This window comes from Alicyclobacillus fastidiosus, from assembly GCF_026651875.1.
In the GTDB taxonomy this organism is placed as follows: Bacteria; Bacillota; Bacilli; order Alicyclobacillales; family Alicyclobacillaceae; genus Alicyclobacillus; species Alicyclobacillus fastidiosus.
The window spans coordinates 4,789,826-4,805,434 of the sequence record NZ_CP104067.1 but is presented as its reverse complement, the minus strand read 5'-3'; the positions used below and the strand labels follow the sequence as shown (position 1 = coordinate 4,805,434).

The window sequence follows — 15,609 nt, the reverse complement described above, 5'->3', positions numbered from 1 at the left end:
AAATAAAACTCGGGATCTGATTCGAATGTATGAGTTCCTGGTCGATCAACTTGACGAAGGAATCCATGTCGTAGACGCATCTGGGAAAACAGTGATTTACAATCAAAAAATGGCGGACATTGAGTCTATGTCGGCAATAGATGTATTGAATAAGGATGTCCTTGACGTCTTCACCTTCCCTGATGAAGGGTACAGTACATTGCTTCATGCAGTGCAAACTGGCCGCTCAACTTTCAACGTAAAACAGACGTATTACAACTTGAAGGGCGAATCGGTGACCACGATTAACAACACAATGCCAATTATTCTAAAAGGTGAAATCTGTGGGGCTGTGGAAATCGCGCGCGATATCACCAAAATTGAACGAATTCAGGAGAACATTCTAAAACGCGGGGAAACACGGTACACGTTCGATAGTTTGGTTGGCGAGAGTTCAAATATAGTTGAAGTCATGGAGCATGGAAAGCGAGCGGCTAGGACAAACTCGTCCATTCTTATTGTTGGGGAGACTGGAACAGGCAAGGAATTGTTTGCTCAAAGCATTCACCACGCAAGCCCCCGTTCCGCCGGACCTTTTATTTCGCAAAACTGTGCCGCCTTGCCAGAGCACCTCATTGAAGGCATATTGTTCGGTACCATGCATGGCGCGTTTCCTGGAGCCATTGATCGGCCGGGACTCCTTGAGCAAGCGGATGGGGGTACGATTCTACTCGACGAATTGAATTCGCTGAGTTTATCCCTTCAGGCCAAGCTTCTTCGGGCACTTCAAGAGAAGACGATTCGCCGCCTCGGTGACACACAGGATAGAACGGTCGATGTGCGGATCATTGCGACAATTCATGAAGATCCACTGGATGATGTGGTCAAAGGGACACTCCGGAAGGACTTATACTATCGTCTTAGCGTTGTAACTCTGTTTCTACCGCCACTGCGGGAACGTCAACATGATATACCTAGCCTTACCGACTTCTTTGTCAGGAGATACAACGAACTCTTTGGAATGCAGGTTCAGGGTGTCTCTGACGAGGTAATGAAATACTTCCTCACGTACCCTTGGCCAGGCAACGTCCGTGAACTCGAAAATACCATCGAAGGTGCAATGAACATGGTAATGGATAATGGGGAAATTGATGTTGTACATCTCCCTATGCACATACGTCGCCGCGTAAACGCCTTGGATGATACTCCAAATGGTCACAATAGCAGCCAGTCCCCAGATTATGGATCATTTACACAGGAGAGAAATTTACAGGCTCAGTTGTCGCAGTATGAGCGAGCTTACGTTCTAAAAGTTTTATCACAAAACGAAGGAAATGTGTCTGCGACAGCACGAGCGCTCGGTGTAAGCAGACAAAGCTTACAGTATAGGCTTCGCAAGTGGAATCACACCACTTAGGAAGAAAAGGAGTTACACCGGTTAGGGAATAACAAGTTCACAAGCTGACATTTGACTCTTGGAGGACAGACCCAAGTTCATGATGATGAACTTGGGGTGCAAAAATTTTCTGCTCCCGCAATACAAAAAGGCAGTTGTGTTACACTAATTTAATCTGCTATATGTTGTCATAGCCCAATATGAAAGCGGTTGCTAGATATTGTTATTGTGGAATTGTAAACAAAAATTAGAGAAAAGGGGGAACCTACTTGAATAAACTAAACGAAATTGTCGACAAAGAAGCTGGTCTGAAGCGCGGAATGCGAAGTCGGCATATGTTTATGATTTCAATCGGCGGTGTGATTGGCACAGGATTATTCGTGGGATCCGGCTACACCATTAATCAAGCTGGCCCAGGCGGCGCTGTACTTGCTTATATTTTAGGGGGTATCCTAGTAGGCATTGTCATGATGTCACTAGGTGAATTGGCAACGATCATGCCTGTGGCCGGATCATTTAAGACGTATGCCCAAGTCTTTATCAGTCCTAGTATTGGATTCCTAAGTGCATGGCTGTATTGGATTAATGGGGCCATAACTATCACGGTTGAGTGGTTAGCGGCTGTCATGATTTTGCAGCAGTACTTTCCACACATTCCAAGTGTGGTATTTTACGCCGTATTCTTTGTGATCTACTTGGTCTTAAACATTATGGCAGTCGGTGTGTATGGGGAATCGGAATTCTGGTTTGCAAGCATTAAGGTCATCGGGATTATCGTTGCTTCTGCTGTTGGCATTGCAGTGATTTTTGGTTGGACATCGCATCCGGCCATCGGCGCTACAAACTATTTGCACCACGGCGGTCTCTTCCCAAATGGTGTTGGTGCTTCGTTCCTCGCACTTGTTTCCGTCTGCTTCTCATACAGTGGCACGGAGCTTATTGGCATTGCGGCGGGTGAAAGCCAGGATCCGTCGAAGTCCGTCCCTCGCGCGGTTCGTACAACGACGCTTCGCACACTCTTATTCTACGTGCTTGCAATGATTGTCTTAGTCGGCATCATTCCGTGGCAGACGGCAGGCGTGAACGATAGTCCGTTTGCAACCATATTCCAATTCGCTGGAATTCCGTCAGCACATGTGATTATGGACATTATCGTCGTCACTTCCGCACTGTCTGCAGGTTCCTCGTGGACGTACGCATCTTCTCGTCTTCTCTGGTCGATGTCGCTTGATGGCATGGCTCCGAAGTTCCTGAGCACTCTCAGTAAACGTCAAGTACCTGTCCGTTCCGTGTTATTTACAATGATTATTGGTGTGGCTGGCCTTCTGCTTTATAAAGTTTCACCGGATAAACTGTACACCTGGATTCTATCCGGTATTGGGTTGGTCGTCGTGATTGACTGGGGGATTATCTGCTGGGCACAAATTGGATTTAGGCGCAAGTACGTTCGTTCTGGAGGAAAGGTAAGCGACCTCCCATACCGAACTCCACTGTATCCTATCTTGCCGCTTGTCGGTATTATTGCCAACGCGGCTATCGCCGTCAGCCTTTGGTTTGTGCCTGGTCAGCGGATTACGATATACACAGGCGTACCGATTATGGCGATTATCATGCTCTATTACTTCCTGTTTGCGAGAAAGAAGATTCTCGCCAAGCAAAACGAGAATAAGGAACAAATTGAAAACTCACTGTCAGTAGAACTCTCGTAAATTAGGGTTTCGAGATCAAGGTTGTAGCATGCTCATAGTCCCATAGTCGACAATGAACACATGTCGAATAAAAACCGTAACGAAAATCCCCATGACGGAAAAGTCATGGGGATTTTGTCCTTTTCGCCTGTTTCACCAGTTCAATCATGATGAAGTCGTCTGCATGAACGTGGCTTGACTTTTGGGTAACGCGACTGAAAGACCATGGCGTATCCGTGAGCGGTCCGGAGGAACGCTCGAATCAGAGACAAGTGATCACATTCCACGACCCTGACGGTATTGCGCTCGAATTGGTTGCTCATGAGGGTGCGGATTTTAGAACCGGTTCGGAAGACGGACCGGTACCGAGTGAACATGCTATTCGAGGCTTTTATAGTGTCACGATCAAAGTCAGAAATCATGCGTTCACCTCTACGTTGTTAACGGAGGTTATGGGATTTCGTTTAATTGAACAAAAAAGTGAGCGCTATCGTTATGAAGTCGGCGAAGGTGGACCAGGGACGATGATTGACGTAATTAGTCAAGAAGACGCAAGGTTCGGTAGAAATTCCATCGGTACCATTCACCATATTGCTTGGCGGATCGAAAATGAAGATGAACTCCGGAATTATGACGAGGATATTTTAAAGAAAACAGGCTAAACGGCAGTATCGGCAACAAAATGTGACTGTTTTGCCGATACTGCCATTTTGCTGTGTGTGAGCGTAGATATCGCGCTTGGAAGTACTCTAGAGGGCGTCTACACCGTTTCTCGCAATAGATCGTCTTGGACGTCGACGTTCGTCGACTCCTTGCAGGCGTCGTGACAGGAGCTGTCCAAGCTGCAGCAAAGCGAGCAAATTGCGCCTTGGTGGAACGGACAGTACGCGATGTCGTGCAGTTCGTAGCTGTGTCCGCAAACGATGCATGAGACTTCATCTTTTGTCGGGCTGGATTGCATGATTTCTTTCAGTTCCTCACCGCTGGTCCTCGCGATGTAATACTTTCCTTTTGTGAGAATCGCGATGATTGGCGGCAACACGAGTGCAATGGCCAATGACAGAAAGGAGGAGTAGGATTTTAGATTTTCTCCGAATGCGCCGAAGTAGACGACGATGGATACCACGGATGCGATCACCATCGACCCGAATCCGACCGGATTGAAATTGTAGAGGTGAGCGCGTTTGAATTCGATTTGTGGAGGGCTCACTTTCAGGATCCCCTTATTGATGACAATATCTGAGACGACGGCGCCAATCCACGCGACCGCGACATTGGAATAGAAACCAAGGATGGCCGTCAAGGAGTCGAATATCCCCATCTCCATAATCAAGATTCCCACTGCAACTTGAAATAACAGCCACACGACCCGTCCGGGGTGTGAGTGAAGAATTCGTGAGAACAGATTCGACCATGACAAGGACCCGGAATATGCGTTTGTGACGTTGATCTTCAACTGCGAGAGCAAGACGAGAATCGAGGCGATAGTGAGAACCAGCTCAGGGTTGTGTAACGTTGTCTGGAATGCGTAGTCGAACATGGCGATAGGGACCGTCGCGTCTTGAAATCCAAAGTGCAAAGCGACATATGAGGCGAGGAATGTGCCAAGGAGCGTTTGAAACGCCCCGATAATGACCCATCCGGGGCCTGACATAATGAGTGCGAACCACCACGAGAAGCGCTGGTTTGGTTTCATGTCGGGCATGAAGCGCAGATAGTCAGCTTGTTCTCCAATCTGAGCGAGAAGCGATAACAAGATCCCGCAGGCCGAAGCGAACAGCGGCATGGAAAACGCGCTCGTCCCAGCCTTTCCGGTGAATTGTGTCCAAGAGTGAATGGCATGCGGATCATGTATGAAAACCCCGACAATCGCCACTATGACGAGTCCTAGCCACACGGGCTGGCTCCACGCTTGAAATTTTGAAAGTGCAGTCATCCCGTATAGGACGAGTGGAATAATCACGATGCCTGAAATCAGATAGCTGACTGCGAATGGAATGTGAAAGTAATCGTTGATGCATTGGGCCATAATTGCCCCTTCGAGTGCGAAGTAGATAAAGGTAAACGAGGCGTAAATCAACGATGTCAGGGTCGAACCGAAGTAGCCGAATCCAGCGGCCCGCGTTAAGAGGTCCATGTCAATATTGTTCTTAGCGACCTGGTAGGCAATTGGCAATCCAGTCAAGAAGATGAGCAAGGATGACACGATGACAGCCCAGAATGCGTTTTGAAAGCCGAACTCGACGGCGATGGTGCCTCCTGTGGCGTACGAGGCCATCGCGGCGATACCACCGATTCCGGATAGCAGCACCATCCAGGGCGACCACTTTCGGAAGGAGGATGGGGCGTATCGAAGTGAGTAGTCTTCCATGACAGGGTTGTTGACCAACTTAGAAAACCGTTTCCGTTCATTCGACAATCCTGATCCGCTCCTTTTTTCTCGAAGATAGGCAGAATATTCTGATTTCGTTATTATTTAAAACCAGGGATTGAGCGGAAGTCAACAAATTGCGTTAGATAAAGTAACATATAACTAAGGATTTTGTGGAATAGATACATGTTGACAATAAATCGTGTGAAGATATAGAACATATATAGAGGTGTGCACATCATATTCAGGTAGTATAGATGGGGATGTCAATCGCTCGAGGGGAGTGAAATATATGTCGTAACAGTCAAATATCCTCTTTTATGTGCGTGCACGCGTTTTTGCAGGCAATCACAACTTTATTTATCGGATTATTTAGACAAATATTGCAGTTCGAGATTGACATTGGCGTTCGATAGGGCGATTTGTTGGTTACCTGATATTGCATCTGAAGGGGTCGTTATATGAGCGAACAACTCTCCTCAAAATCGATAGAGCAACTTGCGCCGTTGCTCAGAGACAAGGCGATATCGCCAGTTGACGTGACGCAAGCCGTCATTCACCAAACAGAGCAACTCGACGGGAAGCTGAACGCCTACATTCGATTTGAGCCGGAGGCCGCGTTGGCCGCCGCGAAAGCTGCAGAACTGGACATCGTAAAAGGGAACTACCGCGGACCGTTGCACGGGATACCGATGGCCATCAAAGACATCTTCTATTTCCAGGGCGAGGTGGCGACTATCGGATCGAATATCCATCGCGACTTCGTCCCGGAGTACGATGCGACGGTGATTGCGAAATTGAGAGAAGCCGGAGTCGTGTATACCGGTACGTTGAACTTGCACGAATACGCGTTTGGCGGGACGACGAACAACCCACACTTTGGCGCCTGTCACAACCCGTGGGACCTAGCGCGGATTCCGGGCGGGTCAAGTGGTGGCTCGGCCGCCGCGGTTGCGGCTGACCTGACGATTGCCTCCCTGGGAACGGATACGGCCGGTTCTGTTCGCATCCCGGCCACATTTTGCGGCATCGTCGGGCTCAAGCCAACGCACGGCCTTGTGAGCAAATATGGCGTATTCCCGCTCGCCTGGTCACTCGATCACGTCGGTCCCATGACGAAGACCGTTTGGGATGCAGCGGTACTGATGGAGTACATGACCGGGTACGACGAGAACGACCCGACGTCCCGTCCCTCACAGCCCGTGGCGTACACGCAAGCGCTGAGGCAAGACGTCGAGGGCTTGGTCATTGGCGTGGAAGAGGATTACTTTTTCGCAAAGGTGGATTCGTTGGTCGCACAGACTGTCCGGCGAGCCATCCATGAGTTGCAGACGATGGGGGCAACCGTCCAACCCGTGTGCATACCCACACTTGCGCAAGCGGTCTTTGCCGAGACGGTCACGGTGTTTGCCGAGGCCTCGGCTATTCACCACCATCACTTACAGACGAGACGTGACGAGTTCGGTGACGACGTGCGCATCTCCTTGGAACAAGGAGAACTTCTTAGTGCAGTTGATTATCTCTTGGCACAACAGGTCCGCACTCGCTTAAAGGCGGAGTTCACCCAGGTTTTCAACGATGTAGACGTTTTGATTGCTCCTTCGATGCCAATGACAGCTCCGCGCATCGGTGAACACACACTCGCCATCAACGGTCGCCAAGAGGCCGTGTTCGACCTGCTCATCCGCCAAACACAACCAGCGAACTTGACCGGATATCCGAGTCTGACGGTCCCTTGTGGTTTTGTCGATGGACTACCGGTCGGGATGCAGATTATGGGTCCCGCGTTCAGGGAAGACCTCTTGTTGAGAGTTGGATACGCATATGAAAAGGCAACGCCGTACGCGAGCCAGCGTCCGAATCTCGACTTGCAGCAGGTCTCCTCCTGATTAACCTCCGATGCGATTGATCCGCAGTACACTTTCCAGCTAAGGGAGTTCGTTTGTTTCGCGCGAAACACGATAAGGAGGACCACATATATGCAAAATATCGTTCAGGATCTACTTACTCTACGAGGAATCCGTGTGCCTGAGGAAGATCTCGAATTTCTTCAAGTCCAATTCCGTGCCCTGGCCGAGATGCGCGCCTCAGTGGAGGAACTTCGGCTTGACGACGCGGATATCGCGTTGGTGAACGTGCCGTGCAAGGGGTCACGCGAGTGATAGAACTGGCAGAACTGGCAGCAAAATCGATTGAGGAACTCGCGCCGCTGCTCAAACACAAGTCGATCTCGCCAGTTGACGTGACGCAGGCCGTGATTCACCGAACAGAGCAACTTGACGGGAAGCTGAACGCCTATATTCGATTTGAACCGGAGGCGGCGTTAGCTGCCGCGAAGGCTGCAGAATCGGACATCGTGAAGGGGAACTACCGCGGACCGCTGCATGGGATACCGATGGCCATCAAAGACATCTTCTATTTCCAGGGCGAGGTGGCGACCATCGGATCGAGCATCCATCGCGACTTCGTCCCGGGGTACGCCGCGACGGTGATTGCGAAGTTGAGAGAAGCCGGGGTCGTGTATACGGGCACGCTCAATCTGCACGAGTACGCCCGCGGTGGAACGACGAACAACCCGCACTTTGGTGCCTGTCACAACCCGTGGGACCTAACGCGAATTCCGGGCGGGTCAAGTGGTGGGTCTGCCGCTGCGGTCGCAGCCGGTCTGGCGATTGCCTCCCTGGGGACGGATACGGCAGGGTCCGTTCGCATTCCAGCCACTTTGTGCGGCGTTGTCGGCCTTAAGCCAACGTACGGCCTGGTCAGTAAGTACGGCGTATTCCCGCTCGCCTGGTCACTCGATCACGTCGGTCCCATCACCAAGACCGTTTGGGATGCGGCGGTGCTGATGGAGTACATGGCGGGGTACGACGAGAACGATCCGACGTCTTGTCCCTCGCAACCCGTGATGTATACGCGAGTTCTGAGCCAAGACATCAGTGGCCTGGTCATCGGTGTGGAAGAGGATTACTTCTTTGCAGAGGTGGACGGGGTTATTCAGGAAGCCGTTTGGCAGGCAATCAGCCGTCTGCGAGAGATGGGCGCGATTGTCAAACCGATATCCATCCCCACGCTTCGTCACGCGCCGTTCGCCCAGGCCATTTCGGGCAGGGCAGAAGCCTCCGCCGTTCATCACCATCATCTTCAGACGCGCTCCGAGGAATTTGGTCGCGATGTGCGCTTGTCCCTCGAACAGGGCGAGATCATCAGTGCGGTGGAGTACCTGCAAGCGCAGCAAATTCGGCGGCGCATGACCGCCGAATTCAACGCCGCATTTAGAGCGGTGGACGTCATCGTCGCCCCATCCTCCACGATGCCGGCGCCCTGCATTGGCCAGGAAATTGCCTGGATTAACGGGAGAGAGGTACAGGTTCGCGAACAACTTATCCGTCAGACGCTCCCGGCCAATCTGACCGGAATTCCAAGTTTGACTGTGCCATGCGGATTTGTCGACGGGTTGCCAATAGGCTTGCAGGTGATGGGACCTGCGTTTAGGGAGGATGTCGTCCTGAAAGTCGGATACGCCTACGAACAAACGGCGGGTGTGAGGGCTAACGTACTTTAAGGCTTGACTTGTCTCGTATCGCTCGAGGCGAGGATCAAGAGGGGGAGTTTATTTGCGAATTCAGTCGAAACGATTACGGGACCATTTTGAAGCGTTGGCACAGTACGGGAAATTAGGTGAGACGGGCGTCTGTAGACCAACGTTATCGGTCGCGGAAAAGATGGCGTTCGAAGTGGTTTCCGCGTGGATGATGGAGGCGGGAATGACGGTCCGCTTAGATCACGCCGGAAATCTGATCGGCCGTAAATCCGGAAAGTGCGAGGGGCCCATTCTCATGATGGGATCGCACCTCGATTCACAACCGTACGGCGGCAGGTTTGACGGCACGGCGGGCGTATTGGCCGCCATTGAGGCGGTAGCGACGATGACCGAACACGGCATCACGCCGGATGTTCCAATCGAGGTGATCGCGTTTTGCGACGAAGAGGGATGGCGATTTAACAAAGGGCTTTTTGGCTCACGGGCGATTTTTGGGCAGCTTGAGGAAGGTGAATTGAGCCGAACGGATCAGGACGGGATCACCCGCGAGCAGGCGCTGCGCGATTTTGGCTGTGATCCAGAGCAAATTGCATCCTGTGTCTATCCGGCGGGCGCTGTGGGATGTTATCTCGAACTGCACATTGAGCAGGGGCCAGTCCTTGAGGCGATGGGGAGGTCAGTCGGCATCGTGTCCGGTATCGCCGGCCCGATTTGGTGGACCGTCACATTGCGGGGGTTTGCTGGCCACGCCGGATCTGTACCGATGAATCTGCGCCAAGACGCATTGGTGGGGGCGGCGGAAATCATCCTGGATGTAAATCGGATCGTCAGACAGGAACCGGGAACCGAGGCGGTGGGCACGGTGGGAAACCTGACGGTATTTCCGAATTCCAGGAATATCATTCCGGAGGAAGTTCAGTTCACCATCGATCTGCGCGACATCGACCAGGCGCGCCGCGATAGGTACGAAGGACAATTGCGCGATGCCATCCACAGCGTCGCGCAGCGCTACGGCCTGCAATATGACATTCGCGAGGATACGAACAGTGAGCCCCGTTACTGCGCCGACTGGATTAAACGGTTGATTCGCGAGGAGAGCAAAGCGCTTGTGGATGACTGTCCAGAACTGATGAGTGGCCCCTTTCACGACGCGCTTGCGGCATCTTATGTATGCGACTATGGCATGATTTTTGTCCGCTCGAAAGACGGAATCAGTCACAATCCCGCCGAATTCTCCTCCCCGGAGGACCTGGCTGTTGGAGCGCAATTACTGTTTCAAACGGCGGTTAGGGCCGCCGAAGTCCTCGCGACAAGGGGCGCGAACTCGCAAGTGGCACCTTTTGCAAAATCGACCTGAGCTCGCTGTTGCGCGTGTCAGTTTGAGGTCATCCGTGAGCCTAACTTACGGATGGCCTCTTTTTGGCGTTTACTTGGGCGGGCACTCACCGCTCGCCGAGCTCTTATGTTGGTGGCTAGTATCGGGCGAAACACTACGGTATCCGCTTCCTCATCTCTCTCAAAAAATTTATGAGGGCATGTCTGGCGAAATAGACGTGTATGATGTGTAATGGTTTGGAGAGTAGGTCTTTGTTGGCGAGCGGAAAGGATGATAGGAAAACGATGAGCAAATTACGTGTTGGTATCATCGGTGTCGGTTCAATTGCCAAGGTCGCACATCTGCCGTCATATGCGAAGCGTGACGACGTCGACGTGGTCGCGTTCGCAGATCCCGAGCATGAACGAGTTGTCGAGGAGGCGCGAACGTTCGCAAACGTCGCGAAATGTCCGGAGCCCGTCGTCTATGCGGACGCCGCTCAGATGCTGGAAAACGAAACATTGGATGCGGTGAGTATTTGCACGCCCAATTCCTCACACGTGGGTTTGGCGATTGAGGCGGCCCGCCGCGGTGTACACGTGCTCTTGGAAAAGCCGATGGCAACGAATCTGGAAGAAGCCAAACAGTTAGCGAAAATATCGGAAGAATCAGGTAAAGTGCTGATGGTTGGGATGTCGCATCGCTATCGTGAAGATGTGGAATTGATGAAGCGATATGTGGACGGACAAGACCTAGGCGACGTCTATTACGCGAAAACTCGCATATTGAGGCGGCGGGGAACGCCTCGCGGATGGTTTACTGATTTACAAATAGCAGGCGGCGGGCCGCTCATGGACATCGGCGTTCACGCACTGGATCTAACTTGGTGGTTGATGGGATGCCCGGTGGCGAGTAGGGTCAACGGCTACCTGCGGCGTGGCATCGGCCACGACCAGTTGGATTATATTCACGCTTGGAAAGCTAGCTCCAGTGGAAATGAGCACAACGAGATTTACACGACGGAAGACTTCGCCTCGGCGTTTATTCGGTTTCAGAACGGATGCGTGCTTCAGATGGAAGTTTCCTGGTCGCTCAATGGACCACAAGACGACGCGCTAAAGGTTGAGTTGTTTGGGACGAAGGGCGGTTTGTCGCTCGATCCCCTTCGCATTTATACCACAAATCATCATGCGCTGACTGAGTTCGTTCCCACAGTTGGAATGGGGCCCTTTTATCAGCGTGAGATAGACCATTTCATCCGCTGTGTAAAGAGTGGCTCGGCGCCTTGCAGCGATGCTGCACAGGGACTCGAGATAGTCAAACTGTTGACGGCCATTTCGAAGTCGTCCGATGAGGGTCGGGAAATCGAGTTATAACGGGCACCTGCGACTAAATCGTACAGGTTTCATACGCACGCATTGTTGAGGGGGATTGGTTCGGTGAAGATCGGCCTGAGTACGTACAGTTTCTATCGAGAACTGAAGAGCGGCGAGATGAGTGTGCTCGACGTGATCGAATGGATCGCGGACAACGGTGGGGAACACGTCGAAATTGTCCCGATGGGATATCGCTTCGAAGACCAGCCTGAATTGATTGAGCGAATTCGCGAAACGGCGCAACGAGTGAAGATTGATATCTCCAATTACGCCATCGCAGCAAACTTTGCTCAAGAGGACGACGAGGCGTATGAAGCTGAAATCGAGCGTGTTATGAAGGAAGTGGACGTTGCGAGCAGGCTTGGTGTCAGATTGATGCGCCACGATGTCGCTTGGCGCCCTGTGCCCGAGGCGACCATCCATCAATTCGAACGGGACTTGCCCCGACTGAAAGATGCTTGCAGGCGCGTGGCGATGTACGCTGAGAGCTACGGCATCACCACTAGCGTGGAGAATCACGGCTTTTTTGTCCAACACAGTGATAGGGTGCAAAGATTGGTCGAGGCAGTCGCTAGGGATAACTTCAAGACGACTTTAGACGTGGGGAATTTCCTGTGCGTGGATGAAAACCCCTTCGTGGCGACACAGAAAAACCTTCCGTATGCATCGATGGTTCATTTGAAGGATTTTTATGTTCGATCCCCCGAATATGACCCGGGCCAGGGGTGGTTTTGCAGTTCTGGCGGAAATTATCTGAGGGGCGCCATCGTCGGCCACGGGGACACGCCAATGTGGCAGATAGTCAAGGCGATTAAAGAGTCGGGTTACGACGGCTACATCTCCATCGAGTTTGAAGGAATGGAAGATAGCCGGACGGGATCGAAAATTGGGATGGAAAATGCACGGCGTATCTGGGACAAAGTGTGACGTGCATCGAGGGTTGACCTCATGTGTCAACGATTGGAATGACGGTACGCTGTGCTCCAAAGACCGTTGCCTAGTTTGGCAACGGTCTTTGAACTTGTCTTCACTTAATGTTGCCAGATCAATTGACGGCCTCCGAGAATGTGGTAGTGCAAATGGGGGACCGTTTGTTGACCATGTTCTCCAATATTTGTAACAATTCGATACCCGTTCTCGCCAAGTCCGAGCTGTGCTGCAATGGTAGGGATTGTCGCATGAATGCGTCCAATCAGGCTGGCCTCTGCATCGGAGATCTTGTGCGCCGACGCGATATGTTGCTTAGGGATGACCAAGACGTGAATTGGCGTATCTGGCCGTATGTTTTGAAAAGCGAGCAAGTCGTCATTCTCATAAACCTTGTCGGAAGGGAGTTCTCCTGAGACGATTTTACAAAATATGCAATCTTCCATAGTCAAACCCTTTCAAGTGAGATCATATATTGACTGTAACATAGGTGGCGAAAGGGGCCAAATAGCCCCAATCAGATGGGTGGATGGGATCGGTTGGAACTGTCGGCACACGCTCGACTAGCTTCCGGGAAGGGTCACTCGGATGGTCGTCCCGTCAGCTGTGCTATCCGCCACGTAAATATTTCCACCATGCGATAGAACAATCAAAGCGCTGAGGGACAAACCTAACCCGAGTCCGCACTGTTTATCGGATCGGAAGGGCATAAAAATATCCGTCCATTTCTCCTTCGGAATTCCAGGGCCCTGATCTGTGATATCCATCACGATGGTCGAGTTCACGAACTGCAGACCGACCGTCAGCCGTTTCTCTTTTGCATCCTGCATGGACTCCACGCCATTTCTTAGCAGGTTAAGAAGTACCATGCGAAACTTTTCAGCATCGACGTGGACCCAGATGGCGCGAGACTCCGGTCCGACAAAACAGAGATTCACACCCGCGTGTTGTGCGGTCGGGCGGTAAACCTCGATGGTCTCCTGAATGATTTCCAGCATGTTCACGTACGCTAGGTCCAACTTACCATTTTTGATATAGCTGCTGAATGAATCGATAGTCCCGATGAGATGTGTGGCGGACGACTCCATGCGGTTGAGCGCCTCTTTCGATTTCTCATCCTCGATACCGCAACGGTGGATCAAATCGAATAAATATTGAATCGTGACGGCAGGTGTTCGCAGTTCGTGAATCAGCGACGCAGCCATCATACCAAGGTACCTCATGCTGGAACTTCGCTCATCTTGGGCGGTGCGATGAAGGCTCTCCAACAAGTTTTCCCTCAATGTATTGACGCTCTTCGCAAGGTCTCCGATTTCATCACTGCGATGAACGTCGACTGGCACATCGAAATTCTCATGGGCGATTTGCTCGACCTGCCTTGTCAGGCGTTGTAGTGGCTGGACGATATAGCCGGAACACAGATAGCTGAGAATGAGTACCGCGAACATCACGAACAAAGAAACGCGGATACTGTTGTTCAGTTCTTGCTGTAGGACATTTTGTATCGCTCGATAATCCGTCACGATCTCTGTCACATACGGCGTGCTGTTATACGTGTCGCCCGACTGATAGACAAACGTCTTGATCACTTTTTGATGGTTCTGTATCGCGGTGAGTGTGACGGTTGTTTTGTCCCGAAACGCGCGTTGAACCGCACTTGCATCTCTTGCGTCGGCAAAGCGATACTGGCCGAACGCAACGCCTTGATCGCTCAAATCTACATATGAACTGCCGTTCGTGCTCTCGGTGATCTTTGGCGCCTTATCGAACGTCAGGGGATTGATTCCAGCTATCGAGAGGATGCTCTTATCCGATGCCATGAGGTCTTCGACCATCTTGTTTGCGCTCAGTTCGGTAGAAGTTTGCTGTTGGGCCTCAAAGGGGTCTATCACGTAATCGGTGGAACCGTCGAAGTAGTAGCCGTACTTGTCGACTTGACTCGGATTCACCTTATCTTTAGCCCAAGGACCAATCCAAAAGTGAAGGCTCGACGTTCCTTTTTGAACGTCTACGGGCTTGTCCTCGGAAATTTCGAGAAACGCCGTGACCCACTCGCTCCCTGATATCAGTTTAAAATGTTGACCAGCTTCCGTAGGGTCTGATGATTTCACGACATCGGCGTAACCGTCGTGAACTTGAAAGAGTGAAAAGCCGGTTACGTCGAGCTTCTTCGCAAGAGCGACTAACGATTGATTGGTGACCTCGTCAACGCGCGGTGGAAGGGCGTATTCCAGGGTGATTGCAGCCGATTTCAACTTATCGTTTACCGCGGTGTCTAGGTCGTTTTGGGCCAGACTGGTCTGATTCACCTCGCCATTCAGCCTCGAATTGAGAAATTGATTATAGTCGCTCAATTTGGTCATCAAAAGCTGCTTGTTCGTCACGTAGTAGAGAAAGTTACTGAGGAGCATGATGGCCGCAACGGTGGAGAGAAAGATGGAAAAAACCTTGGAACGAAGTGAGAAAAGGACATATTTGCTCATCATGGACACCTCGATGCACGAGTCAACAGAAAATTGAGCCCCTTGCACTCGAATGAACTGCGGCGGTCTCGCGCAACCCCGTTCAGCCTTGATGGGTTAGGGAATCTAATCTATTTTGTCTGTGCGATTTTCACGCAGATCATAACATCGTTGTACGGAATCGGTCTATATATCCCACTAGTGCCAGCAGTTGAGCGCGTATGCGAGAGATGCTTTTGACGAGTTGCCAGCGGCGCAAGTCACGATGACGTACTTCTTGGCGATTCATTTCGATATACGGAACATACTGTGGATCTTGTAAAACAAGCGGGATTAAAATTGAAATCAATCAGATGTACAACGTCACTATAAGGGAGGTTTACCTTTTGTGTAAGCGCATTCAATAATATTCGAAGCTTGCCAGGCGCTTTGACGGAATTGTCCATAAGCGGTTCGCGCAAGTGGGCGGTCTTTGGGGTCGTACAAAAGAAATGGAGAAGCCCCGACGTCTATTTACTAGGTAGATTTACACAAGCTTAGGGGTCAAAAGG

The 15,609-nt window shown here is 51.3% G+C and carries 12 protein-coding genes; 9 read left to right on the top strand and 3 right to left on the bottom strand.

The annotated features are described in order from the left end of the window. The first annotated feature begins 25 nt into the window (after positions 1 to 25). The 3 genes from NZD89_RS23530 (at position 26) to NZD89_RS23520 (ending at position 3,725) form a co-directional block, all read left to right on the top strand. A complete protein-coding gene (locus NZD89_RS23530; protein ID WP_268005116.1) occupies positions 26 to 1,396 on the top strand; it encodes a sigma-54 interaction domain-containing protein in 1,371 nt (456 codons plus the stop codon). 248 nt (positions 1,397 to 1,644) lie between these two features. Then, positions 1,645 to 3,084 carry an amino acid permease gene (locus tag NZD89_RS23525; protein ID WP_268005115.1) on the top strand — a complete coding sequence of 480 codons (1,440 nt, stop codon included), beginning with the start codon at positions 1,645 to 1,647 and terminating at the stop codon, positions 3,082 to 3,084. 251 nt (positions 3,085 to 3,335) lie between these two features. After that, entirely contained in the window at positions 3,336 to 3,725 is a 390-nt protein-coding gene (locus NZD89_RS23520; RefSeq protein ID WP_268005114.1) for a VOC family protein, read from the top strand. A 98-nt stretch (positions 3,726 to 3,823) separates the two neighbouring features. On the opposite strand, the gene NZD89_RS23515 is transcribed toward NZD89_RS23520, so the two are convergent. Continuing rightward, complete coding sequence (locus NZD89_RS23515) at positions 3,824 to 5,482, bottom strand: purine-cytosine permease family protein (protein ID WP_268005113.1); 1,659 nt, start codon at positions 5,480 to 5,482, stop codon at positions 3,824 to 3,826. Positions 5,483 to 5,895: 413 nt separating this feature from the next. Here NZD89_RS23515 and NZD89_RS23510 point away from each other — a divergent pair, with 413 nt between their 5' ends. From NZD89_RS23510 to NZD89_RS23485, 6 genes are all read left to right on the top strand, one after another. Continuing rightward, positions 5,896 to 7,323: an amidase gene (locus tag NZD89_RS23510; RefSeq protein WP_268005112.1), complete on the top strand. Its 1,428-nt coding sequence runs from the start codon at positions 5,896 to 5,898 to the stop codon at positions 7,321 to 7,323. A 90-nt stretch (positions 7,324 to 7,413) separates the two neighbouring features. After that, entirely contained in the window at positions 7,414 to 7,596 is a 183-nt protein-coding gene (locus NZD89_RS23505; protein ID WP_268005111.1) for a hypothetical protein, read from the top strand. Beyond that, positions 7,593 to 8,999, top strand: a complete 1,407-nt coding sequence (locus NZD89_RS23500) for an amidase (RefSeq protein ID WP_268005110.1) — start codon at positions 7,593 to 7,595, stop codon at positions 8,997 to 8,999. Before NZD89_RS23505 ends, NZD89_RS23500 begins: the two co-directional genes overlap by 4 nt. Positions 9,000 to 9,051: 52 nt before the next feature. Then, positions 9,052 to 10,335 (top strand): M20 family metallo-hydrolase, encoded by a 1,284-nt coding sequence (locus tag NZD89_RS23495; protein WP_268005109.1) that lies wholly within the window; start codon positions 9,052 to 9,054, stop codon positions 10,333 to 10,335. 263 nt (positions 10,336 to 10,598) lie between these two features. Continuing rightward, positions 10,599 to 11,669, top strand: coding sequence for a Gfo/Idh/MocA family protein (locus NZD89_RS23490; protein WP_268005108.1), 1,071 nt, complete (start codon positions 10,599 to 10,601; stop codon positions 11,667 to 11,669). Positions 11,670 to 11,732: 63 nt separating this feature from the next. Further along, positions 11,733 to 12,596 (top strand): sugar phosphate isomerase/epimerase family protein, encoded by an 864-nt coding sequence (locus NZD89_RS23485; RefSeq protein ID WP_268005107.1) that lies wholly within the window; start codon positions 11,733 to 11,735, stop codon positions 12,594 to 12,596. A gap of 104 nt (positions 12,597 to 12,700) precedes the next feature. Here NZD89_RS23485 and NZD89_RS23480 read toward each other — a convergent pair whose 3' ends face one another. Continuing rightward, on the bottom strand, positions 12,701 to 13,042 hold the full coding sequence (locus tag NZD89_RS23480) for a histidine triad nucleotide-binding protein (protein WP_268005106.1): 342 nt from the start codon (positions 13,040 to 13,042) through the stop codon (positions 12,701 to 12,703). 117 nt (positions 13,043 to 13,159) lie between these two features. After that, positions 13,160 to 15,079: a sensor histidine kinase gene (locus tag NZD89_RS23475; RefSeq protein ID WP_268005105.1), complete on the bottom strand. Its 1,920-nt coding sequence runs from the start codon at positions 15,077 to 15,079 to the stop codon at positions 13,160 to 13,162. Between the last annotated feature and the right edge of the window lie 530 nt (positions 15,080 to 15,609).

Bases quoted from the DNA above. Each gene is read 5' to 3' on its own strand.
- NZD89_RS23475 (WP_268005105.1), bottom strand. From the start codon at position 15,079: ATGAGCAAATATGTCCTTTTCTCACTTCGTTCCAAGGTTTTTTCCATC.
- NZD89_RS23530 (WP_268005116.1), top strand. From the start codon at position 26: ATGTATGAGTTCCTGGTCGATCAACTTGACGAAGGAATCCATGTCGTA.
- NZD89_RS23490 (WP_268005108.1), top strand. From the start codon at position 10,599: ATGAGCAAATTACGTGTTGGTATCATCGGTGTCGGTTCAATTGCCAAG.
- NZD89_RS23510 (WP_268005112.1), top strand. From the start codon at position 5,896: ATGAGCGAACAACTCTCCTCAAAATCGATAGAGCAACTTGCGCCGTTG.
- NZD89_RS23480 (WP_268005106.1), bottom strand. From the start codon at position 13,042: ATGGAAGATTGCATATTTTGTAAAATCGTCTCAGGAGAACTCCCTTCC.
- NZD89_RS23505 (WP_268005111.1), top strand. From the start codon at position 7,414: ATGCAAAATATCGTTCAGGATCTACTTACTCTACGAGGAATCCGTGTG.